This is a genomic window from Bradyrhizobium sp. DOA9 (assembly GCF_000617845.2).
GTDB lineage: Bacteria > Pseudomonadota > Alphaproteobacteria > Rhizobiales > Xanthobacteraceae > Bradyrhizobium.
In genome coordinates this window covers 3,444,452-3,466,603 of the sequence record NZ_DF820425.1, presented here as the reverse complement: position 1 = coordinate 3,466,603, position 22,152 = coordinate 3,444,452, and the positions used below count along the sequence as shown (strand labels likewise).

General features: G+C 65.0%; 19 protein-coding genes. 10 read left to right on the top strand and 9 right to left on the bottom strand.

The genetic code is table 11. The features are described from left to right. Positions 1 to 19 precede the first annotated feature (19 nt). Positions 20 to 1,300, top strand: coding sequence for an ABC transporter substrate-binding protein (locus tag BDOA9_RS16165; protein WP_025034989.1), 1,281 nt, complete (start codon positions 20 to 22; stop codon positions 1,298 to 1,300). Positions 1,301 to 1,366: 66 nt separating this feature from the next. Here the strand turns inward: BDOA9_RS16165 and BDOA9_RS16160 are convergent, their stop codons facing one another. Continuing rightward, positions 1,367 to 2,494: an iron-containing alcohol dehydrogenase gene (locus BDOA9_RS16160; protein ID WP_025034988.1), complete on the bottom strand. Its 1,128-nt coding sequence runs from the start codon at positions 2,492 to 2,494 to the stop codon at positions 1,367 to 1,369. A 152-nt stretch (positions 2,495 to 2,646) separates the two neighbouring features. On the opposite strand from BDOA9_RS16160, the gene BDOA9_RS16155 reads away from it, so the two are divergent. Genes BDOA9_RS16155 through BDOA9_RS16130 form a run of 6 tightly spaced genes read left to right on the top strand, consistent with a single transcriptional unit; the run spans position 2,647 to position 7,163 of the window. Next, entirely contained in the window at positions 2,647 to 3,432 is a 786-nt protein-coding gene (locus tag BDOA9_RS16155) for a FadR/GntR family transcriptional regulator (RefSeq protein ID WP_025034987.1), read from the top strand. Further along, a complete protein-coding gene (locus BDOA9_RS16150; RefSeq protein WP_025034986.1) occupies positions 3,429 to 4,208 on the top strand; it encodes an ABC transporter permease in 780 nt (259 codons plus the stop codon). The genes BDOA9_RS16155 and BDOA9_RS16150 overlap by 4 nt, the downstream gene beginning before the upstream one ends. Next, positions 4,205 to 5,014 carry an ABC transporter permease gene (locus BDOA9_RS16145; protein WP_025034985.1) on the top strand — a complete coding sequence of 270 codons (810 nt, stop codon included), beginning with the start codon at positions 4,205 to 4,207 and terminating at the stop codon, positions 5,012 to 5,014. Before BDOA9_RS16150 ends, BDOA9_RS16145 begins: the two co-directional genes overlap by 4 nt. Next, complete coding sequence (locus BDOA9_RS16140) at positions 5,011 to 5,769, top strand: ABC transporter ATP-binding protein (protein WP_025034984.1); 759 nt, start codon at positions 5,011 to 5,013, stop codon at positions 5,767 to 5,769. Before BDOA9_RS16145 ends, BDOA9_RS16140 begins: the two co-directional genes overlap by 4 nt. Before the next feature lie 3 nt (positions 5,770 to 5,772). After that, entirely contained in the window at positions 5,773 to 6,096 is a 324-nt protein-coding gene (locus tag BDOA9_RS16135; RefSeq protein ID WP_025034983.1) for a hypothetical protein, read from the top strand. Positions 6,097 to 6,101: 5 nt separating this feature from the next. Continuing rightward, a complete protein-coding gene (locus BDOA9_RS16130; protein ID WP_025034982.1) occupies positions 6,102 to 7,163 on the top strand; it encodes an ABC transporter substrate-binding protein in 1,062 nt (353 codons plus the stop codon). A gap of 91 nt (positions 7,164 to 7,254) precedes the next feature. Here the strand turns inward: BDOA9_RS16130 and BDOA9_RS16125 are convergent, their stop codons facing one another. The 8 genes from BDOA9_RS16125 to hpaR all read right to left on the bottom strand — a co-directional run bounded on the left by BDOA9_RS16125 (position 7,255) and on the right by hpaR (position 19,236). Continuing rightward, positions 7,255 to 8,133 carry a transglutaminase family protein gene (locus BDOA9_RS16125; RefSeq protein WP_025034981.1) on the bottom strand — a complete coding sequence of 293 codons (879 nt, stop codon included), beginning with the start codon at positions 8,131 to 8,133 and terminating at the stop codon, positions 7,255 to 7,257. After that, on the bottom strand, positions 8,130 to 10,655 hold the full coding sequence (locus BDOA9_RS16120; RefSeq protein WP_025034980.1) for a circularly permuted type 2 ATP-grasp protein: 2,526 nt from the start codon (positions 10,653 to 10,655) through the stop codon (positions 8,130 to 8,132). Before BDOA9_RS16120 ends, BDOA9_RS16125 begins: the two co-directional genes overlap by 4 nt. 27 nt (positions 10,656 to 10,682) lie before the next feature. Continuing rightward, on the bottom strand, positions 10,683 to 13,952 hold the full coding sequence (locus tag BDOA9_RS16115) for a transglutaminase family protein (RefSeq protein ID WP_025034979.1): 3,270 nt from the start codon (positions 13,950 to 13,952) through the stop codon (positions 10,683 to 10,685). 207 nt (positions 13,953 to 14,159) lie between these two features. Then, positions 14,160 to 15,464, bottom strand: coding sequence for a methyl-accepting chemotaxis protein (locus BDOA9_RS16110; protein ID WP_025034978.1), 1,305 nt, complete (start codon positions 15,462 to 15,464; stop codon positions 14,160 to 14,162). Continuing rightward, complete coding sequence (locus BDOA9_RS16105; protein ID WP_025034977.1) at positions 15,442 to 15,960, bottom strand: PAS domain-containing protein; 519 nt, start codon at positions 15,958 to 15,960, stop codon at positions 15,442 to 15,444. The genes BDOA9_RS16110 and BDOA9_RS16105 overlap by 23 nt, the downstream gene beginning before the upstream one ends. Positions 15,961 to 16,202: 242 nt before the next feature. Beyond that, a complete protein-coding gene (locus BDOA9_RS16100) occupies positions 16,203 to 17,726 on the bottom strand; it encodes a UxaA family hydrolase (protein ID WP_025034976.1) in 1,524 nt (507 codons plus the stop codon). Between the two features lie 98 nt (positions 17,727 to 17,824). After that, positions 17,825 to 18,601: an HpcH/HpaI aldolase family protein gene (locus BDOA9_RS16095; RefSeq protein WP_025034975.1), complete on the bottom strand. Its 777-nt coding sequence runs from the start codon at positions 18,599 to 18,601 to the stop codon at positions 17,825 to 17,827. Between the two features lie 116 nt (positions 18,602 to 18,717). After that, positions 18,718 to 19,236 carry a homoprotocatechuate degradation operon regulator HpaR gene (gene hpaR, locus BDOA9_RS16090; protein ID WP_025034974.1) on the bottom strand — a complete coding sequence of 173 codons (519 nt, stop codon included), beginning with the start codon at positions 19,234 to 19,236 and terminating at the stop codon, positions 18,718 to 18,720. 125 nt (positions 19,237 to 19,361) lie between these two features. On the opposite strand from hpaR, the gene hpaH reads away from it, so the two are divergent. The 3 genes from hpaH to hpaE are packed head-to-tail and all read left to right on the top strand — an operon-like array spanning position 19,362 to position 22,126. Beyond that, positions 19,362 to 20,168: a 2-oxo-hept-4-ene-1,7-dioate hydratase gene (gene hpaH, locus BDOA9_RS16085; protein WP_025034973.1), complete on the top strand. Its 807-nt coding sequence runs from the start codon at positions 19,362 to 19,364 to the stop codon at positions 20,166 to 20,168. Between the two features lie 28 nt (positions 20,169 to 20,196). Next, entirely contained in the window at positions 20,197 to 20,595 is a 399-nt protein-coding gene (locus BDOA9_RS16080; RefSeq protein ID WP_025034972.1) for a 5-carboxymethyl-2-hydroxymuconate Delta-isomerase, read from the top strand. Continuing rightward, positions 20,588 to 22,126, top strand: a complete 1,539-nt coding sequence (hpaE, locus tag BDOA9_RS16075) for a 5-carboxymethyl-2-hydroxymuconate semialdehyde dehydrogenase (protein ID WP_025034971.1) — start codon at positions 20,588 to 20,590, stop codon at positions 22,124 to 22,126. Before BDOA9_RS16080 ends, hpaE begins: the two co-directional genes overlap by 8 nt. Positions 22,127 to 22,152: the final 26 nt, after the last annotated feature.

Sequence of the window (22,152 nt, the reverse complement as noted above, 5' to 3'; positions counted from 1 at the left end):
TCAACCAAGGAGTCTATCCATGCTGAAATCCATCATCGCCGCGGCGGCTCTGTCGCTCGTGGCCGGATCTGCGCTCGCGCAGGCCCAGACCGAGATCGTGATGCAGTATCCCTATCCGGAGCTGTTCACCGAGACCCACAAGCGCATCGCCGAGGAGTTCGCCAAGGTGCACCCGGAGATCAAGGTCACCATGCGCGCGCCTTACGAATCCTACGAGGACGGCACCCAGAAGGTGCTGCGCGAAGCCGTGACCAACCAGATGCCTGACGTCTCGTTCCAGGGCCTGAACCGCATCCGCGTCCTGGTCGATAAGAACATCCCGGCGCCGCTCGACGGCTACATCGCCGCCGAAAAGGATTTCGACAAGCAGGGCTTCCACCAGGCGATGTTCGACATCGGCACCGCCAGCGGCAAGGTCTACGCCCTGCCCTTCGCGATTTCGCTCCCCATCGTCTACGTCAATCTCGATTTGGTGAAGCAGGCCGGCGGCGACGTCAACAATCTGCCGAAGAGCTGGGACGAGCTGATCGCGCTCGCCAATAAGATCAAGGCGCTCGGCAACGACACCAACGGCGTCACCTATGCCTGGGACATCACCGGCAACTGGCTGTGGCAGGCGCCGGTGTTCGCGCGCGGCGGCACCATGCTCAACGCCGACGAGACCAAGGTCGCGTTCGACGGGGCGGAAGGCAAGTTCGCCATCAACACGATTGCGCGGCTCGTCAACGAGGGCGGCATGCCCAATCTCGACCAGCCGTCGATGCGCGCCGCGTTCGCGGCCGGCAAGACCGGCTTCCACGTCACCTCGACCTCGGACCTGAACAAGGTCACGCAGATGACCGGCGGCAAGTTCGCGTTGAAGACGATGCCGTTTCCGGACGTCGCCTCCCCCAACGGCAGGCTGCCGGCCGGCGGCAACGTCGTGCTGATCCTCGCCAAGGACAAGGCCAAGCGCGACGCGGCCTGGGAAGCGGTGAAGTTCTGGACCGGCCCCAAGGGCGCCGCGATCATGGCCGAAACCACCGGCTACATGCCGCCGAACAAGGTCGCCAACGAGGTCTATCTAAAGGACTTCTACGTCAAGAACCCCAATAATTACACCGCCGTCAGCCAGCTCGCGCTGCTCACCAAATGGTACGCCTTCCCCGGCGACAACGGCCTGAAGATCACCGACGTGATCAAGGATCATCTCAACTCGATCATCTCGGGTGCCCGCGCCAAGGAGCCCGAGGCCGTCCTCGCCGACATGACGGCCGACGTGCAGAAGCTGCTGCCGAAGACGACCGGCGCGGCGCGCTGAGCGTCCTGACACTTGCCAAACACGGGGCGCCGTCGGCGCCCCGTGCCGTGCTACGAAGGATGGCTCTCAGAGCGCCGCACGCAGCAAGCCTTCAAATTCTTCTGCAGACGCTTTTCGCGGAGCGGTCGCGTTCGAATGGTCGGCCAATGCTCGGACGATTGTTTCGGGAATGTGCCGAGCCTCAAAGCCCATTTGGCCGAGCGTTGTCGGCAGTTTCAACGATTGAACGAGATCGGATACCGCAGCAGCGAGGCCCGTTTCGCGCGAAATGCCAAATATAGCGCTCAGCTTCTCGTATTTGCTCCCGACGCTTTGCGCGCTGAAGCGCAGGATGTGCGGCAGGAACACGCCGTTCAGCATACCATGATGTAGCGTCGGCGAGCGCAATGCGCCGGCGGCGTGAGAAAGGGAATGCACTGCGCCGAGCCCTTTCTGAAACGTCAGCCCACCTTCGAGTGCCGCCATCATCATTTCCCAACGCGCCTCGCGATCGGCGCCGTTTGTCACAGCGCGCTGGATGAAGTGCCATGCACGCTTTGCACCGTCGAGCGCAATCGCTTCCGCCGGCGGGTTGACCAACGGTGACAGGAACGTTTCGATGCAATGCGTGAGCGCATCGATGCCAGTCGCCGCCGTCAGCAACGGCGGCAGTCCCAGCGTGAGTTCAGGATCGCAGATCGCCCTTTTCGGTATCAAATATGGACTGATCAACGCCAGCTTCGAGCCGTTGGTCATATTGATCAAAGCACCGCGGCCGACCTCGCTACCAGTTCCTGCAGTGGTCGGAATAGCGATCACGGGAGCGACCTTCTCAGTGATCTTGCCGACGCCGCCGAGGATAGCCGCATATTGCTCCAGTGGCCCCTCATGGGTAACGGCCAACGCAACGCCCTTGGCAAGATCGATCGGCGAACCGCCGCCGAGCGCAATCACGCCATCGCAACCGCCTTCGCGGTAGGAGGCGACGCCTTCAAGGACTGCCTCCTCAGATGGATTCGGCGGCGTGCCGGCGAACACCACAACAGTCGTCGGATCGAGGTGAGCCAGGACCTGCGCCGCAATACCGGCCCGCTGCACGCCGGCATCCGTGACGAGCAGCGGCCGACGAACTCCGAGTGCCGCCAACTCAGTCGGCAGGCTCTTGATGGCACCGTAATCGAAGATTGTCGTCGTCAGATACCCAATGATCGACATAGCGAACTCCTCCCAGCCGACGAAATTATTGCGCCGCAAAACTTTTTTATTCATCGGACATTTAACATCGGATGATTGCGAGCTCAACAAAATCGGTGTATGGCCTGAACATACCAGCCAGCCCCAAGAGTCGGCGGTCGGGAGTGAACGGATTGTCGAGCGCTAAACGCGTCAAATCCTCCGAGAAGCGTTTGAAGCCAGGCCGCATCCACGTGGTCTTGACGACGCTCGGCCGCGAGATCGCTCAAGAGATCATTCCAGCCGGCGCGGTGCTGCCGCCCGAAAACGAGCTCGAAGCCCGCTTTGGCGTCGGCCGCGGTGTTGTTCGTGAAGCGATCAAAATGCTCTCGGGGAAAGGGCTCGTCAGCGTGCGGCCGCGCCACGGCACCCGCGTGTTGCCGCGGCGCGACTGGAGTCTTCTCGATCGCGACGTGTTGAACTGGCTGGTCGGAGAGGATCAACCCGACCGTGAGCTGCTGCTTGCTATTCAAGAAGTACGTTCAATCATTGAGCCCGCCGCTGCTGCGCTCGCAGCGACCCGCGCCACCAAGCAGGATCGGCAACGGATCAATGCGGCGCTCATGGCGATGGAAGCATCGGGCAATCAGGCTACCGCAACGGCAGCGGACAAGGCTTTTCATCTCGCCATTCTGGACGCGACCCACAATCCGGTGCTGCAGGGCTTTCGCGGCGCCATCGACACGATCCTGAGCGCCGTATTTGTTGTCGCCGTCGATAGCGTCGCTGGATGGTTTGAGGACAACATCCCCAACCACGCCTCCACTGCTCGGGCCATCGACGAAGGTGATGCAACCAAGGCCCGCAAAGCCATGGAGCGAGTTCTCGGTTTGACCCACTCCCAATTGTCCAAGAAAAGGGTAGGCGCCGTTCGGCGGGATGCCGAGCCAAGAGGCAGCCGTAGCTTGAGGCAAACATGATGATGTTGCGCAGGCTGTCTTCGGCACTCTGGTTCTGCGCGCCGTTCGTGGTGCTCCTCGTTCTATGGGCTGTTTTCATCCCGTATTTCGACGTCAATCCCCGGCTGTTTCCTCACCTCTCCTCTGTGATCCAGGCTGGAATTGAGGGAATAAAAGATGGCACCCTTATTCAACACATCAGTGCAAGCCTGTTGCGCGTCGCCGTTGGTACAGTGCTCGCCCTGTTGATCGCGATTCCCTTGGGCATCGCTATGGGCGTGAGCCCGATCATCTCGAGCTTCCTGACACCCCTGTTCAGATTTTTCTCGGTACTGGCCGGCATCGCATGGATCCCAATCGCGACGCTATGGTTCGGCTATGGCTTCGGCGCCATCACCTTTGTGATCTTCAATGCCGTGTTTTTCATCGTGACGTACAACACGCTCCTCGGTGTATCGACCATTCCCCTGCAGGTACGCAATGCGGCCGCATCGCTCGGCGCGGGACGATGGGCGATGTTGACCGAAGTGCTGCTGCCGGGAGCGCTTCCCAACATCGTCACCGGCATACGCACCGGACTGGGCTTTGCGTGGCGTGGGCTGATCGCGGCCGAGATGATCGCCACTAATTTGGGCCTCGGCTACATGCTGTTCGTGGCGCGCGACTTCTATCGAACGGAAGTGATCGTGCTTGGCATGATCGTGATCGGCGTGCTTTGGCTGCTGCTCGACCGGCTCGTCCTGGCACCCATCGAGCGCGCCACCATTGAACGCTGGGGCATGGTGCAGCGCGCATGAAGCAGTTTCTACTCAAGATCTGGAGCCACTGCGTTCGCCTGACGGCGCGTTGGCCGTCGATCGCTTCCATCGCTCCTTTCATTCCGGTGGTCGCGGCCTGGTGGATCGTCACAGAGCTGCAACTATTCCCACGCGTGTTCCTGCCTGGGCCGGCCGAGGTCGTGCGCTCGTTCGGGTCGCTGGTCTACATGGGCATCCTTCCAGCGTACCTCCAGGACAGCATCGTGCGATTGGCCGTCGGTGCTTTTTGGGGCGTCGCGCTCGGCATTCCTCTCGGAATCCTGGTCGGTCTTAACCAGCGCGCGCGCACGGCGCTATGGCCGCTGCTCCTGTTCTTTCAGGCCATCGGCGACATCGCCTGGCTGCCGATCCTGGTCATCTGGTTCGGCTATGGCCTCACGACCATCACTGTCGTCATCGTCTACACGGTCATCTTCCCAGTCGTCCTGAACACGGTGCTGGGCGTGCGCTCGATCCCCATCACCCTGCACCGCGCGGCCCAGAGTCTGGGTGCCTCGCGCATTCGCATGTTGTGGGAAGTGGTGTTGCCGGGAGCGCTGCCCAACATCGTGACCGGCCTGCGCAACGGGCTCGGCTATGGCTGGCGAGCATTGATCGCGACCGAAATCATCGTCGGCACCAGCGGTATCGGATTTCTCATGTTCGACGCGCGCCGCTCCGGGTCTGTCGTCGAGATCCTGCTCGGCATGATCATCCTGGGAATCCTCTGGTACATCGTCGATAGCTGGATACTGGCACCGATCGAGCGGGCTACGGGACAGCGCTGGGGGCTGGTGACACGATGAAGGACCTGACCATCCGCAATCTGTCGAAGACCTATTTCGACCCCTATGCCGGCACCAACGTCACCGCAGTGCATGACGTGTCATTGAAGGTCGAACAGGGAGAGTTCGTCTGCATCGTCGGTCCTTCGGGTTGCGGCAAGACGACGATCCTCAACATGATCGCGGGCTTTATTCCGCACACGGGCGGTGAGATCCTGGTTGGCGGCCGTCCGGTGAAGGGGCCGGGCCCCGACCGCGGCGTGGTGTTCCAGTCTTTTGCACTGTTCCCGTGGCGAACCGTGCTCGAGAATGTCGCCTTCGGTCCGAAGATGCGCGGCGTCCGCAAGGTCGAACGCGAGAGGATCGCGCATGAATATCTGGCGCTCGCGAAACTGACCGAGGCAGCCGGGCGCTATCCCGCCGAACTGTCAGGCGGCATGCAGCAGCGTGTCGGGGTGGTGCGCGCGCTTGCCAACGAGCCGGATGTGCTGCTGATGGATGAGCCGTTCGCCAGCGTCGATGCCCAGACCCGAATGACGCTCCAGGAAGAACTGACGCGCATCTGGCAGGAGAAGCGGCCGACGGTCATCTTCATCACGCATGACGTCCAGGAAGCCGTGTTTCTCGCCAACCGGGTGGTCGCGCTGTCGAAGGGACGCGTGCTCGATGACATTGCGGTGGACTTGCCACGGCCCCGATCATGGGACGCGCTGAACGACGATGCGCGGTTCAAGGAATTGTCGGGGCGCGTCCTTCAACTCGTGCGGTCGGCGTGAGCCATGTTGAAAGATGCCCTTCGATCGCGAAAGGCGCACATCCTCATAGCGGTGGCGGTCGGCTATCTCGCTTGGCAGCTTTGGCTGACCATCGCCGCACCGCGAAAGATCGTGAACTTCGCCGGCGGCTCGGAAAAGGTGAATATCCTCGTCGTGCTGCCGTTCGAACCTGAACGTTTTCACGTTCAGCTGATGCAGACGTACGGCCGGGTATCCGGAACACAAGAAAAATCCGTTGAAGTTCGAGGAGTGAAACGAGCGGACTTGACGACCGTCGCCCGTCCCTACTGGGTGACGCGCATCGAGCCGCTTCAACCGGGAGGATGACCCAAATGCGACGACTTGCGATGTTGCTCTGCGCCTTGTTGCTGCTGCCGTCACTTGCGTTGGCGCAAGCCAAGGATCCCATAAAGCTCAAGGTCGGCATGGTGGCAGCGGTGGACATGCTGGCGCTGCCGATTGCGCTGGAGCGCGGCTTCTTCGAGAAATACGGGCTCGACGTGACCATCGCTCGCCCATACGCGACCGGCGTCGATGCGCTCAATGCCTTGCAGGCAGGTGAAACCGACATGGTGCAAGCTGGCGTTCCGTCCATCGGTGCGATCCTACGCAACATGGACCTGGTTTTCTTCGGTAATTTCAGCGGCAGCGCCACGAAGCTCGGATCCGATGCCACGCTTGCCCTCATCGCCAATGGCGACTCTGGAATCGTCAAAGGCGACTTGAAAAGCCTCAAGGGCAAAAAGATTGCGACCTCTTTCGGCACGATCAACCATCTCTACATTCTCGGCTTGCTCGAAAAGGCTGGCCTCACGACGACCGACGTGACGCTGATCAACACCCCACCGCCGGAAATGAGCGTGGCGCTGCTTGCCAAAGGCGTGGATGCCTTTGTGTGCTGGGACCCGGCACCGGTGATCGCGATGAAGGACGTGCCTGGCGCTGTCGAGGTCATCCGCGGGGGCGACGTCATCTCTTATCTCGGATTCAATGTCGCGCTGCGGCCTTGGGTTGAGAAGAATGGGGCGACCATCGAGAAATTCCTGGCAGCCGTATCGGAGGCCGACCAGTGGATGCGCAAGAACCCCAAGCAGGCCGCATCCATCGGTACGCGCTGGATTCCGGGATTGAAGCTCGACGTGGCGGAGACCGCGATGCAGTACAACGTCCAGCAGGTGGACCGCCGCATTTCCGCGCATAATTATCGCGCGCTATGGAAGGCGCAGGATACGCTGCAGCGGCTCGGCGTCATCAAGTCGGTGTTCGACGTGAACAAGCACATCGAACCCAAATTCATCCTGAACGTGATGAATACCTATCCGGACCTGTTCTCCGACCTGCAGCCCATTCCTGCAGACGTGGCAATTAAACCGGGCTACGTGTTCAAGCCCTGAAGCTGAATGTTGCCGCGCGCCCTGAAGCCGGTGCGCGGCAACAACGCCTATTCGCCTTGCGTCGGTAAGCCGACGCTCATGCATGCCCGCCCTACTCCACCTGCAGCACGTCGACGGCGACGCTGAGCTTCTGCTTGGGCGAGCCGACGATGATGCCGTCGACCGGCGAGACGTCGGAAAAGTCGCGGCCCATGGCGAGCACGATGTGATCGTTGCCGATGAGGAGATCGTTGGTCGGATCGAGATCGACCCAGCCGAGCTCGGCCCCGCACCACAGCGACACCCAGGCATGGGTGGCGTCGGCACCTTGCAGTCGCGGCTGGCCCGGCGGCGGAATGGTGCGCAGATAGCCGCTGACATAGGCCGCGGGCAGGCCGAGCCCGCGCAAGCCAGCAATCATGACGTGGGCAAAGTCCTGGCAGACACCGTGACGTTTCTCGAACACTTCGTCGAGCGGTGTCGAGATCACGGTCGCCTTCGGATCATAGCGGAATTCGCGGCGGATGCGCCGCATCAGGTCGACGGCGCCGGTGAGGATGCCCGCGCCGGGCGGAAAGCTCATCCCCGCATAGGCGCCGACCGGGCGCAGCACCGGCACCAGGGGGCTGGCGAAGACATAACCGACCGGCGAGGACGGCCCGAGGCTGGTGGCTTCGAACGCGACGTCGCGGACGCTCTCCCAGGGCGGGCTGACCGCATCGCGCGCCGGCGGCTGGCGCGAGATCGAAACCCGCGAGCGCGAGTCGATGCGCAGATGGCGATGCGCGGATTCGATCGTCACGATCTCGGTCAGCGTGCCGAAGAAGTCGCGCCGCACATTGCGCTCGGAAGGGCGCGGATGGATCTCGACCTCGTGCGAGATCAGCTCCTGGCCGACACCGCTTCTTGGCTCCAGCCGCAGCGTGCAGCGGGCGAAGCTGACCGGATTTTCGTATTCGTAGGTGGTGACGTGACGGATGTCGTAGATCACGCCAGCCCCGTCAGCTTTTCCGGCCGGGCGGCATTGGGACCGTGCGGGAAGTAATGCTGCCCGATCGCTTCGGCGAGGCTGAGCAGATCCTGCTCCAGCGCGAACAGCGTCTTGACCTCGAGCTTCTCGGCCTCCGCCGTTGCGAGCATCGCCTGCATCGCCACCGCCAGACGCTGCGGCTTCTCGATCAGGCCGTGCTCCTTCAGGCTCGGCAGCGCGGCAATGTGCTCGTTCAGCGTCGTCACCTGGAACGCCACCGAACGCGGATTGTAGTTATCGAGCACCGCGAGGTCGCGCACCGGCGCCAGGATCGGCGCCAGCAGATAGCGCGAGCGGTAGGTGATCTGGCAATCCACCAGCGTCAAGAGGATGTCGAGATCCTCGTCGCCCGCCTCGTCATAGGCGAACTGGCGGGTGAAGCGCGTGGTGTTGATGGCGCGCTCGATGCGGCGGCCGATGTCGAGGAAGCGCCAGCCGGCGGCGCGGTTCATGTTCTCCTGCGCAAGGCCCGCGAAGCTCGCCAGCTCCTGCAGGGTCAGCTCGGCGGCGCTCAGCACGCTGTCGTCGTCCTCGACCTCGTAGGCGAGACGCTCGGCCATTTCCGTGATCACCTGCCAGGCATCCGGCGACAGCCGCTCGCGCAAGGAGGTCGCGGTGCGCTGCGCCGCGCGCACCAGCGACAGGGCCGAGCCGAAACGCGCCTCGCTCTGCAGCGCTTCGGCGACGATGCGCCCCGCGGCCGTGCGCGAGGTTTGCGAGACCGCGCCCCAGGCGACCAGCAGGCGCTGGATGCGTTCGGCCGATTGCGCCGAGGCCGCCGTGCCCTTGTTCGGTCCGCTCGGCGAGCCGAGCGCGCGCACCAGCCGCAGCGTCGCCTCGGCGCGCTCGAGGTAGCGGCCGAGCCAGAACAGATTGTCGGCGGCGCGGCTCGGCAGCACGCCGGCGATGCGGCGGATGCGGACCTTGTCGGTTGCCGGCAACAAGGTCGCGGTCGAGACCTGCTTGTCGGAGACCACCCAGACGTCGGCGGCACGCGCGCCGTCGCCCATCGACACCGCGCGCGCGTCCGGCTGCTCGGCGATGCGGCAGAAGCCGCCGGGCATGATGGCCCAGCCGTCCGGCGTTGCGGCCGCGAACACGCGCAGCACGAAGGGGCGCGGCGTGATCTGGCCCTGCTCCCACACCGGCATGGTCGAGAGCCGCACCACCTCCTGGCCGACATAGTCCATGCCGCGCGCGCTGATGGCGTCGATCAGGCGCTGCCGCCCGGCCGCGTCGAGCTCGCTCGCGAGCACCGGACCAAGCGCGTCGAAGCCGGGAACGCCGCGCCGATAGGCGCCTTCGATCGCGACTTCGTCGAGCCGCGCCAGCACCTCGTCGCGCGCCACGCGCTGGCCGCACCACCAGGTCGCGATGTGCGGCATCTTCAGGTCTTCGCCGAGCAGGCGGCGGCTCAGCGCCGGCAGGAAGCCGAGCAGCGCCCGCGCCTCCAGCACGCCCGAGCCCGGCATGTTGGCGACGACGACGCCGTCCTTGCGCAGCACATCGATCAGGCCGGGCACACCGAGCCGGGAGGAGGCATCGAGCTCGAGCGGGTCGAGCGAGTTGGAATCGACCCGGCGCAACAGCACATCGAGCCGCTTCAGGCCGGCGACGGTGCGGATGTGGACGCGGTTGTCGCTGACCGCGAGATCGTCGCCCTCGACCAGGAGGAAGCCGAGATAGCGCGCCAGCGTCGCATGCTCGAAATAGGTCTCGCTGAAGCTGCCGGGGGTGAGCACGCCGATCCTGGGCTCGTCGCGATCGGCGCGCGCGCGAAGACTGTCGCGGAACGCCTCGAAGAACGGCGCGACGCGCGGCACGTTCATCGACTTGTAGAGATCGGAGAAGGCGCGCGACAGCACCAGGCGGTTCTCCAGCGCGTAGCCGGCACCCGACGGCGCCTGGGTGCGGTCGCCGAGCACCCACCAGCGGCCGTCGGGCCCGCGGCCGACATCGGCGGCATAGATCGAGAGGTAGCGTCCGCCCGGCGGCGGCACGCCGCAGACGGGACGGAGATATTCGGGACTGCCGGCGATCGCCGCGGCCGGCAGCGCGCCTTCCGCCACGAGGCGCCCCTCGCCATAGATGTCGCGCAGCACGCGCTCGAGCAGCTCGGCGCGCTGGGTGATGCCGGCGCAGAGCTGCTGCCAGTCGGCTTCATCGATCAAAAGCGGCAAATGGCTGAGCGACCAGGGCCGGTCGGCGCTGTCGCCGGGCGCGCGGTAGGTGACGCCGGCCTCGCGCAGGTGACGGTCGGCCATGCCGAAGCGCCGCTCGATCTCGTCGGGCGCCAGCGCGCCGAAGGCGTCGAAGAAGCGGCTCCAGACCGCGCGCGGGGTACCGTCGGGACTTAAGAACTCGTCGGGGATACCGGGCAGCCGGCTATAGTCGCGGACCCATTGCGCGAGCCGGCGTTGGCCTTCACGCAGGCCTTGCGCCTTTCCCGCCTTGTCGTCCTGCTCGGCTGCGCCCTCGGCCATGCCCCTCTCCCTGCCCCACCATCATACTCATTGCAGGAGCGGGGTCCGCAAGTCGAGGGTCAGGGGAAACTCACTTGTGCGTTCCTCCGGCGGCGGCTGCATCGGACCCGGGGTGTGCCCGTGGTCCTGGAAGCGCGCCAGCCGCCGCGCCTCTGCCTCGTAGGTGTTGACCGGCTTGGTGTCGTAGCTGCGCCCGCCGGGATGGGCGACGTGGTAGACGCAGCCGCCGAGCGAGCGGCCGTTCCAGGTGTCGATCAGGTCGAAGGTCAGCGGCGCGTGGACCGGGATGGTCGGGTGCAGGCCGGAGGCCGGCTGCCAGGCCTTGAAGCGGACGGCGGCCACGGCCTCGCCGGAGCGGCCGGTCGGGGTCATCGGCAGGCGGCGGCCGTTGCAGCTGACGACGTGGCGGCCCTCGACGAAGCCCTCCGCCTTGACCTGGAGCCGCTCGACCGAGCTGTCGACATACCGCACGGTGCCGCCGGCCGAGCCCTCCTCGCCGAGCACGTGCCAGGGCTCCAGCGCCTGGCGCAGCTCCAGCGTCACGCCGCCATGATGGACCCGGCCGAAGGCGGGGAAGCGGAATTCGAGCTGGGCCAGATACCATTCCGGCTCGAACGGATAGCCCGATTGCTTGAGCTCGCCGAGCACGTCGAGAAAATCTTCCCAGATGAAATGCGGCAGCATGAAGCGGTCGTGCAGCGCGGTGCCCCAGCGCACGAACTTGCCGTTCAGCGGCTCGCGCCAGAACTTTGCGATCAGCGCGCGGATCAGGAGCTGCTGCGCCAGCGACATGCGCGGGTCCGGCGGCATTTCGAGCGCGCGGAATTCGACGAGGCCGAGCCGGCCCGTGGTCCCTTCCGGCGAATAGAGCTTGTCGATGCAGATCTCGGCGCGGTGGGTGTTGCCGGTGATGTCGACCAAGAGATGCCGGAATAGCCGGTCCACCAGCCACAGCGGCGTCTGGTAGCCGGGCGGCGGCACGTGCGACAGCGCGATCTCGAGCTCGTAGATGCTGTCGTGGCGCGCCTCGTCGATGCGCGGCGCCTGGCTGGTCGGGCCGATGAAGAGACCGGAGAAGAAATAGGACAGCGCCGGATGGCGCTGCCAATAGAGCACCAGGCTCTTCAAGAGATCGGGCCGGCGCAGGAACGGCGAGTCCTGCGGCGAGGAGCCGCCGACCACGACGTGGTTGCCGCCGCCGGTGCCGGTGTGGCGGCCATCGACGAGGAAGCGGTTGGCGCCGAGCCGCACCTTGGCCGCATCCTCGTAAAGGCCGGTGGTGATCTCGACCGCATCGCGCCAGCTCCTGGCCGGCTGGATGTTGATCTCGATGACACCGGGGTCGGGCGTCACCTTGATCACCTCGATGCGCGGATCGAACGGCGGCGCATAGCCCTCGACATGGACCTGGAGCTGCATCTCCTCCGCGGTGGCTTCGAGCGCCGCGACCAGTTCCAGATAATCCTCGATGCGCTCGACCGGCGGCATGAACGCGCAGATCACGCCGTCGCGGACTTCGATCGACATCGCGGTACGGACGGGGACCGACGTGTTGAGCTTCTCGGGCGCCTCCCGCGGCGCCGATTTCGGCCGCGCCGGGGCCGTGAACACCGGCAGCTTGCCGCGCGCCTCCATCGGGTCCTGCTCGACGATGTAGGGATATTGATTGGGCGGCACGTAGCCGAGCGAGCCGATCGGCAGGCGCAGGCCGAGCGGTGAATCGCCCGGCATCAAGAACAGGTGATTGCGCCGGAGCGGCCAGCGTTCGCTGCGCCAGCGCGGCGGCGCATTCCAGCGCTGGATCGGCAGCACGAAACCGCGCGGCGTGTTCAGACCCTCGTCGAACACCCGCGCCATGCGGGCCCGCGCCTCGGGATCGGACAGCTTGGAATCGGAGGGATCGACGTTGATGGGAAGCTCGGCTTCCTTCATCAGCCAGTACGCGGTGTCCTCATAAGCCGGCATGATGTAGCCGAGGTCGACGCCGAGCCGCGCGGCGGTGCCTTCCATGAAGGCCTCGGCATCCTTGACCTCGGGCCGCCTGGGATTCTCGATCTTCGCGATGAGGTCGGCGTTCTTCCAGATCGGCACGCCGTCCTTGCGCCAGTACAGGCCGAAGGCCCAGCGCGGCAGGCTCTCGCCCGGATACCATTTGCCCTGGCCGTAATGCAGGAGGCCGCCGGGCGCGAAGCGCGTGCGCAGGCGGCGGATCAGGTCGTCGCCGAGCGCGCGCTTGGTCGGGCCGACGGCCTCCGTATTCCACTCGCCCGCCTCGAGATCGTCGACCGAGACGAAGGTCGGCTCGCCGCCCATGGTGAGCCGGACGTCCTCGCTCGCGAGATCGCCGTCGACCTGCTCGCCGAGATCGTTGAGGCGCGCCCAGGATTCGTCGGAGAAGGGCTTTGTGATGCGCGGCGCCTCGCGGATGCGCTTCACGCTCATGTCGAAGGAGAACTCGACCTCGGCAAAGCCGGCCCCGCCCGAGATCGGCGCCGCCGAACGGTAGTGCGGCGTCGCTGCGACCGGGATGTGCCCCTCGCCCGCCAGCATGCCCGAGGTCGCATCGAACCCGATCCAGCCCGCGCCCGGCAGATAGACCTCGGCCCAGGCGTGCAGATCGGTAAAATCGTTCTCGACTTCCGGCGGTCCCTCGATCGGATCGATGTCGGGACGGATCTGGATCAGATAGCCGGAGACGAAACGCGCGGCGAGCCCGAGATGACGCAGCGTCTGGATCAGGAGCCAGGCGGAGTCGCGGCAGGATCCTGCGCCGGAGGCAAGCGTCTCCTCCGGCGTCTGCACGCCCGGCTCCATGCGGATGATGTAGCGGACGTGCTTCTGCAGCTCGCGATTGAGATCGACCAGGAAGTTGACGGTGTTCGGGGCTTCGTGCGGGATCGAGTCGAGAAATTTCGCGAACAGGCGGTCGGCCTTGATGGTCTCGAGATACGGCGCAAGCTCCGTCTTCAGGTCTTTGGTGTATTCGAACGGAAAGCTGTCGGCATAGGGCTCGACGAAGAAGTCGAACGGGTTGACCACGGTCATCTGCGCCGTGAAGTCGACCTCGAATTTCAGCTCGGTGGTCTTCTCCGGAAAGACGTAGCGCGCCAGCCAGTTGCCCTGCGGGTCCTGCTGCCAGTTCACGAAATGATTGGAAGGCGTGACCTTGAGCGAATAGCTCAGGATCGGCGTGCGTGTATGCGGCGCCGGCCGCAGCCGGATGGTCTGCGGACCAAGGTCGATCGGGCGGTCGTATTTGTAGTGCGTGACGTGGTGTAGCGCGACGTAGATCGACACGGGGTGCGGTGCTCCAGCAGCTTTTTTGAGCAGAACACCGGAGGTCAGCGCGATCAAGCACTAACAACGGGCACAGGGTGCCTACGGCACGGGCGAGTGGCGAATGGAAGTATCGTAGGGTGGGCAAAGGCGCGCTCTTGCGCGCCGTGCCCACGACTTCTGTTGCGTGGGCACGGCGCAAGTGCGCCTTTGCCCACCCTACAATTCTTACGCCGCCGACGTCAGCCGCTGCAGGAACTGGGTCACCTCGCGGCGGAGGGTCTCGACTTCGCCATGGACGCGTTCGGAGGCGTGGTTGACGCGGGCCGCGACGCGGCCGGTATCGGCGGCGGCATCGCTGATGCCGGTCACGTTGGAGGAGACCTGCGAGGTGCCGGCGGAAGCTTCGTGAACGTTGCGGGCGATCTCGCGCGTCGCCGCGCCCTGCTGCTCGATCGAGGCCGCGATCGAGGCGGTGATGCCGTTGATCTCGGCGATGGTCTGCGCGATCGCCTCGACGGCCGCGACCGAAGTGGTGGTCGATTGCTGCATCTCGCCGACCTTGGCGCTGATCTCCTCGGTCGCCTTGGCGGTCTGGTTGGCGAGGCTCTTGACCTCGGAGGCCACCACCGCGAAGCCGCGGCCGGCCTCGCCCGCGCGGGCCGCCTCGATGGTGGCGTTGAGCGCGAGCAGGTTGGTCTGCGAGGCGATCTCGCTGATCAGCTTGACCACGTCGCCGATCTGCATCGCAGCCGCCGCAAGGCTGCGGATCTCGCTGCCGGCGCGATTGGCTTCGTTCACCGCACGCCCCGTGCTCGCGGTCGAGCCGGCCACCTGGCGGTTGATCTCGGCGATCGAGGATGCGAGCTCTTCGGCGGCGCTGGCGACGGTGGCAACGTTGCGCGAGGCCTGGTCGGACGCAGAGAGCACGCCGGAGGTCTGCAGGCTGGTCTTCTCCGCCGCCGCCGCCATTCGGCCGGCGTCGGATTCGAGATCGGTCGCCGCGCCCATCAGCGTGCCCGCAACCTGGTCGAGATGCGTGCCGAACTGCCTGGCGAGGTCCGCGATCTCGACGACCCTGCGGCCGAGACTGTCGGTGCCGGTATTGATGACGGTCGCCGAGCGGCGGAACGAGCCGGGCAATCCGCGCGCCAGGATCTTGCGGAAATACTTGCCGCGGCTGGCATACTCCATCGACGCCGAAGCTTCGCGGACATAGGCGTCGGTGATGTCGAGCATGTCGTTGACCGACTTCTGGATCGCGCCGATCCGCCCGGCCTGTCGTTCGCTCAGGATCCGCGCCTCGAGATCACCGCGCGCCGCCTCCCGGCATACGTCGGCCACCTCGTCGACGGCCACCGCCGTGCGGTGCTGGCACCAGACGGCGTAGCCGAGCAGCGCGATGGTCGCGCCAAGAGAAGCGGCACTCGTGATCCCCGTCATGCCGAGCAGCGAGAGAACGAACGCAACGACGGCAAGACCACACGCGAGCGCGGTCGCTCCCTGCGCCTTAGAGAGAGAGCACAAATTCATCGTAACCGACACCCTGTTGCTTGAGCAGCCCGACCATCGCCTCGAAGCTCGCCTGCATGCCCTCCTTGGCATTGGCATGCCGTGCCTCTTCCGCGCACAGCGTCTTGTAGATCGGCTTGATGCGCTCGATCTGGGCGGGATCCGGCTTGCGACGATTGGAGTGATAGCCGACGATGTTGCCGCGCTCATCGAATGTCGGCGTGACGTGGGCGAACACCCAGTAATGACTGCCGTCCTTCGCCAAGTTGACCACGTAGGCGAAGATCTCCTGCTTGGACTGCAGCGTGTCCCAGAGCAGCTTGAAGACGGCGCGCGGCATGTCTGGATGGCGGATCAGGCTGTGGGGCGCGCCCATCAGCTCCTTCCACGAGTACTTCGCCATGCGGATGAAGACGTCGTTGGCGTAGGTGATGCGTCCCTTGAGATCGGTCTTCGATACGATCAGCTCCTCCTCACCGAGGAGATTTTCCACCCCAGTGGGACGTATTGCTTGCATCGGCTCGATCCTCAAATCACGCCGGCCCCACCACGCTGTGAAGCCGCATCACTCTCGTGTCTACGGCAACAATGTTAACCAGGTGTAAGCCGGGGAACTTTTGCGGGAGGCGCCCACCTCCGTATCATTACTTAACGCAGGATCGTTGCATTCCGGATCGCCACACGCGTCCGATTCCGATCAGAATTACCGGCGTGCGGCGCCTCTTGATTGTGCTGCGCGGCGGTGCTCGCCCGGCGCGACTACATCGTGGCGCCCAGCACCCATGGCGCGAACTCGGCGCCGCCGAAATCAAAGCTCTCGCTCTTGGTCGGCTTGCCCGAGGCGGTCTCGAGGATGAGCTCGAAGATGCGCTGGCCGCATTGTTCGACGCTCTCCTCGCCTTCGAGGATGGTGCCGCAATTGACGTCCATGTCCTCTTCCATGCGCTTGTACATGGGGGTGTTGGTGGCGAGCTTGATCGAGGGCGCCGGCTTGCAGCCGAACACGCTGCCGCGGCCCGTGGTGAAGCAGACCAGATTGGCACCGCCTGCGACCTGCCCGGTCGCGGCCACTGGGTCGTAGCCGGGCGTGTCCATGAACACGAACCCCTTCCTGGTGACGGGCTCGGCGTAGCGCAGCACCTCGACGAGGTTGGTGGTGCCGGCCTTCGCCATCGCGCCGAGCGACTTCTCGAGAATCGTGGTGAGACCGCCGGCCTTGTTGCCCGGGCTGGGATTGGCGTTCATCTCGGCGCCCTCGCGCGCGGTATATTCGTCCCACCAGCGCATCAGGTCGACCAGCTTCTCGCCGACCTCGCGGCTGACCGCACGGCGGGTGAGCAGGTGCTCGGCGCCGTAGGTCTCCGGCGTCTCCGACAGGATCACGGTGCCGCCGTGGCGCACGATGAGGTCGCTGGCCGCGCCGAGCGCGGGATTGGCGGATACGCCGGAATAGCCGTCGGAGCCACCGCATTGCAGCGCCACGGTGAGCTCGCTCGCCGGCACCGTCTCGCGCTTGACCTTATTGGCGTCAGTCAGCGCCTCGCGCACGAAGGCGATGCCGGCTTCGACCGTCTTGCGGGTGCCGCCGACCTCCTGGATGTCCATCGCGCGCAGGCGGCCGGCGAGCTTCTGCTCTTCCATCAGGCCGCCGATCTGGTTCACCTCGCAGCCGAGGCCGAGCACGATGACGTGGGAGAAATTGACGTGCCGCGCATAGCCGCCGAGCGTGCGGCGGAGCAGCGCCAGCGGCTCGTTCTGCGTCATGCCGCAGCCGGTCTTGTGGGTCAGCGCGACCACGCCGTCGACATTGGGGAAGTCGGCGAGCGGATTGTCGCCGGTGAAGGGGTTCTTCTTGAAGACGTCGGCGACGAGGCTTGCGACATGGGCGCTGCAATTCACCGAGGTGAGGATGCCGATGTAATTGCGCGTGGCGACGCGGCCGTCCGGACGGCGGATGCCTTCGAAGGTCGCCGGCAGGTCGAAATTCGGCGTCGGCTTCACGTCGACGCAATAGGCATAGTCCTTGGAGAAATCGCCCATGCCGCAATTCTGCACGTGCACGTGCTGGCCCGGCGCAATGGCTTGCGTGGCGAAGCCGATGATCTGACCGTAGCGCCTGATCGGCTCGCCGACCGCGAGCGGCTTGATCGCGACCTTGTGGCCGGAAGGGATGCGCTCGACCGTGGTCACGCCGTCGGCGAGCAATGTACCCGGCGGCAGGCTCGCGCGCGCGATCACCACGCCATCATCGGGGTGCAGGCGGATGACGGGGCTGATGGTCATGGCGGTCTCCTCCGGAGGCGAGTAGCGAAATGGTGAGTAGCGAATGGAAAATGGGGAGCAGCCAATTCGCCACTCCCCATTCGCCATTCGCGCGGTTCTTACGCCTTGCCGCCCGAATCCTTGCGGGTGGCGTTCACCTGCATCTTGGCGTAGGTGGTCATCAGGCCGACTTCGTTGGACAGCGTCACCAGCTTGAAGCCCATGTTGATCGCGCGCGCTGCGCCTTCGGCGCCGCTGCAATGGATGCCTGGGTTGAGACCGCGCTTGCCGCATTCCTTGATGATCTTGTCGTAGATCGCGAGGATCTCGGGCTCGCTGCGGTCGAGCTTGGGCTCGAGGCCGTAGGAAAAGCCGAGATCGGACGGGCCGATATAGACGCCGTCGATGCCTTCGACGTCGAGGATCGCTTCCATGTTCTCCACCGCGGTCCGCGTCTCCATCATCGGCAGCAGCACGATCTCGTCGTTGGCCGTCTTCTGATAGGAGCCCGCGGTGCCGTACATGCCGGCGCGGATCGGACCGTTGGAGCGCACGCCCTTGGGCGGGTATTTCGCATAAGAGACCAGGTTCCGGGCTTCCTGCGGCGTGTTGACCATCGGGCAGATCACGCCATAGGCGCCGCCGTCGAGCACCTTGCCGATGATGCCGGGCTCGTTCCAGGGCACGCGGACCATCGGGGTGACCGGATGCTTGTCCATGGCCTGGAAGCATTGCACCATCGAGAGATAGTCCTGCACGCCGTGCTGCATGTCGACCGTGACGCTGTCGAAGCCGCATTGCGCGATCATCTCGGCCGAGAAGCCGGAGGGGATGGCAAGCCACGCGTTGACGACCGCCTTGCCCGACTTCCAGATCTCTTTGACTTTATTCGCCACGTTGCCTTTCCTTCCCTGTTGCTCTCACTTCGCCGCGGATCGGGTTGGGCCGCACTTTGAGCGAAAAAAAGCGCTGATGTCCATGGCTCTCGCCGCGCACGCACGCATATCAGGGTTCATCCCTCCGCGAGGGTATCATCCGCGCCTCCGAGCCCCGCGAGGCTCCGTTCGAGCTCGCCGAGCATCTCCTGCAATTCGGCGAGCTTGCGCGCGCCAAAGCGCCGCGTGATCTCGGCATAGATCGCCTCCGACGTCGGCGCCACCGAGGCCATCAGCTTCAGCCCCTCCTTCGAGATCGAGACCATGCTGCGGCGCTGGTCGGCTTTCGCCGTCTTGCGCTCAATCAGGTTGCGGGCCTCGAGGTCGCGCAGGATGCGCGACAGGCTCGGCCCGAGCAGGAACGCGGTGCGCGCGAGTTCCGTGACCTCGACCGCCTCGATCGCCGCCAACGCCCGCAGGATGCGCCATTGCTGCTCGGTCAGGCCGTGCTCGCGCAGCGAGGGACGAAACTGCCGCATCACAGCTTCCCGGGCCCGCAGCAGCGACATCGGCAGCGAGCGCGAGAAATCGCGCATCGGCACTTGGCGCGCGGCAGGCGGGCTGCCGTTGGCGGAATCGGCGGATTTCTTCGTCATGACGCCCTTTCAACCTGCAAAACGTTTGCAGTGCAGCAAGCCGAATTTGTGTTTGACGCATTCACTTAACATGTTAAGTATCTCGCGGCACCACGATTTGTAAGATCACCCATGTTGTAAAATCCATGGCGCTTTCCAGCGACGATATCCAGGCTTGCGCGCGGCGTCTGCACCAGGCGGAGAAGACACGCACGCAGATCCGGCAGCTCTCGCAGGACTTCCCGGACATCACCATCGCGGATGCCTACGCGATTCAGAAGGCCTGGGTCGACGTCAAGATCGCCGACGGGCGCGTGGTCAAAGGCCACAAGATCGGCCTGACCTCGAAGGCGATGCAGAGCGCCCTCAATATCGATGAGCCGGATTCCGGCGTGCTGCTCGACGACATGTTCTTCGCCGATGGCGGTATCATCCCGACCGAGCGCTTCATCGCGACGCGGGTCGAGGCCGAACTCGCCTTCGTCATGAGCAAGCGCCTTTCAGGGCCCGATTGCACGCTGTTCGACGTGCTCAACGCCACCGACTTCGTGGTGCCGGCGCTGGAGATTTTGGATACGCGCATCGAGCGCGTCGACCCCAGGACCAAGGCGAGCCGAAAGATTTTCGACACCATCGCCGACAATGCGGCGAATGCCGGCATCGTGCTCGGCGGACGGCCGATCCGCCCGCTGGATGCCGACCTGCGCTGGATCGGCGCGCTCTGCTTCAAGAACGGCCAGCTGGAAGAGACGGGCCTTGCCGCTGGCGTGCTCAACCATCCCGCGACCGCGGTCGCCTGGCTCGCCAACAAGATCGCCCCGCTTGGGCTGGCGCTCGAGCCGGGCCAGGTCGTTCTCGCCGGCTCGTTCATCCGTCCGATCGAGACCCGCAAGGGCGACACAATCCAGGCCGATTATGGCGCCTATGGCTCGGTGAGCTGCTACTTCGCGTAAACGAAAGACGACAGGGAGTGAAACCGCGATGCCGCATTTCACCATCGAATATTCGGCCAATCTCGACGGCCGCCTCGACATCGCAGCGGTGTGCGAGGTCGTGCGCAAGGCGGCCGTCGAGACCGGCATCTTCCCGCTCGGCGGCATCCGCGTTCGCGCCGTCAGGTGCGAGCATTATGCGATCGCGGATGCGCGGCAGGACTACGGGTTCCTGGACATGATGCTGCGCATCGGCGAAGGCCGCGACCTTCCCGCCCGCCAGAAGGCCGGCGAGCAAATCTTCCAGGCACTCTCAAAGCATCTCGATCCCGTCTTCGCCGCCAGCAAGTTCGCCCTGTCGTTCGACATGCAGATCAACGACAAGGACACCAGCTGGAAGCGCAACAACATTCACGAAGCCCTGAAAGCGGAGGCTGCTCATGGATAAGCCCGCGCCGAAAGCCGATCTGTTCCAGGCCAACCGCGACCGCCTCGCGCCGCTGCTGAAGTCTCTGCGCGCGGACGGCATCGGCCACATGATCGACGGCAAGACCGTTGCCTCGATCTCGGGCGAGACCTTCGAGACCAGGTCACCGGTCGACGGCGCCGTGCTCGCCAGCGTCGCGCGGGGCAATGCCGAGGATATCGACGCGGCGGCGACCGCGGCTGCGCTCGCGTTCAAGTCGTGGCGCGACATGGGGCCGGCGCTGCGGAAGAAGCTGCTGCATCGGGTGGCGGACGCGATCGAGGACAATGCCGAGGACATCGCGGTGCTCGAATGCATCGACACCGGCCAGGCCTATCGCTTCATGGCCAAGGCGGCGATCCGCGCCGCCGAGAATTTCCGCTTCTTCGCCGACAAATGCGCCGAGGCGCGCGACGGCCTCAACACGCCGAGCGACGAGCATTGGAACGTCTCGACGCGCGTGCCGATCGGTCCGGTCGGCGTGATCACGCCGTGGAACACGCCGTTCATGCTCTCGACCTGGAAGATCGCGCCAGCGCTGGCGGCCGGCTGCACGGTCGTGCACAAGCCGGCCGAATGGTCGCCGGTGACGGCCTCCATCCTGGCGAAGCTAGTGAAGGAAGCAGGCGTGCCCGACGGCGTGCTCAACACCGTGCACGGCTTCGGCGAGGAAGCGGGCAAGGCGCTGACCGAGCATCCCGCCATCAAGGCGATCGGCTTCGTCGGCGAGAGCGCGACCGGGTCTGCCATCATGATGCAGGGCGCGCCCACGCTGAAGCGCGTGCATTTCGAGCTCGGCGGCAAGAACCCGGTGATCGTATTCGACGACGCCGATCTCGACCGCGCGCTCGACGCGGTCGTGTTCATGATCTACTCGCTCAACGGCGAGCGCTGCACCTCGTCGAGCCGACTGCTGATCCAAGAGAGCATCGCGCAAGAATTCGTGGCGAAGCTGACCGCGCGGGTGAAGGCGCTCAAGGTCGGCCATCCCCTCGATCCCGCAACCGAGATCGGGCCGCTGATCCACGAGCGGCATCTGGCAAAGGTCTGCTCCTATTTCGACGTCGCGCGCCAGGACGGCGCCACGATTGCGGTCGGCGGCAAGGCCTACGACGGCCCCGGGGGCGGGCATTATGTCGAGCCGACCCTGGTCACCGGTGCGCACGGCAAGATGCGCGTGGCGCAGGAGGAGGTGTTCGGGCCGTTCCTCACCGTGCTGCCCTTCAAGGACGAGAAGGACGCCGTCGAGATCGCCAACGACATCCGCTATGGCCTGACCGGCTATGTCTGGACCAACGACGTCGGCCGCGCCTTGCGCGTTGCCGACGCGCTGGAGGCCGGCATGATCTGGCTGAACTCGGAGAACGTCCGCCATTTGCCGACGCCGTTCGGCGGCATGAAAGCCTCAGGCATCGGTCGCGACGGCGGCGACTATTCGTTCGACTTCTACATGGAAACCAAGCACGTCTCGCTGGCGCGGGGCACGCACAAGATACAGAGACTGGGGATTTAGAGGCAGTGTCATTCCGGGGCGGCTCG

Bases quoted from the DNA above. Each gene is read 5' to 3' on its own strand.
- BDOA9_RS16165 (WP_025034989.1), top strand. From the start codon at position 20: ATGCTGAAATCCATCATCGCCGCGGCGGCTCTGTCGCTCGTGGCCGGA.
- BDOA9_RS16160 (WP_025034988.1), bottom strand. From the start codon at position 2,494: ATGTCGATCATTGGGTATCTGACGACGACAATCTTCGATTACGGTGCC.
- BDOA9_RS16150 (WP_025034986.1), top strand. From the start codon at position 3,429: ATGATGATGTTGCGCAGGCTGTCTTCGGCACTCTGGTTCTGCGCGCCG.
- BDOA9_RS16145 (WP_025034985.1), top strand. From the start codon at position 4,205: ATGAAGCAGTTTCTACTCAAGATCTGGAGCCACTGCGTTCGCCTGACG.
- BDOA9_RS16140 (WP_025034984.1), top strand. From the start codon at position 5,011: ATGAAGGACCTGACCATCCGCAATCTGTCGAAGACCTATTTCGACCCC.
- BDOA9_RS16135 (WP_025034983.1), top strand. From the start codon at position 5,773: ATGTTGAAAGATGCCCTTCGATCGCGAAAGGCGCACATCCTCATAGCG.
- BDOA9_RS16130 (WP_025034982.1), top strand. From the start codon at position 6,102: ATGCGACGACTTGCGATGTTGCTCTGCGCCTTGTTGCTGCTGCCGTCA.
- BDOA9_RS16120 (WP_025034980.1), bottom strand. From the start codon at position 10,655: ATGGCCGAGGGCGCAGCCGAGCAGGACGACAAGGCGGGAAAGGCGCAA.
- BDOA9_RS16110 (WP_025034978.1), bottom strand. From the start codon at position 15,464: ATGAATTTGTGCTCTCTCTCTAAGGCGCAGGGAGCGACCGCGCTCGCG.
- BDOA9_RS16105 (WP_025034977.1), bottom strand. From the start codon at position 15,960: ATGCAAGCAATACGTCCCACTGGGGTGGAAAATCTCCTCGGTGAGGAG.
- BDOA9_RS16100 (WP_025034976.1), bottom strand. From the start codon at position 17,726: ATGACCATCAGCCCCGTCATCCGCCTGCACCCCGATGATGGCGTGGTG.
- hpaR (WP_025034974.1), bottom strand. From the start codon at position 19,236: ATGACGAAGAAATCCGCCGATTCCGCCAACGGCAGCCCGCCTGCCGCG.
- hpaH (WP_025034973.1), top strand. From the start codon at position 19,362: ATGGCGCTTTCCAGCGACGATATCCAGGCTTGCGCGCGGCGTCTGCAC.
- BDOA9_RS16080 (WP_025034972.1), top strand. From the start codon at position 20,197: ATGCCGCATTTCACCATCGAATATTCGGCCAATCTCGACGGCCGCCTC.
- hpaE (WP_025034971.1), top strand. From the start codon at position 20,588: ATGGATAAGCCCGCGCCGAAAGCCGATCTGTTCCAGGCCAACCGCGAC.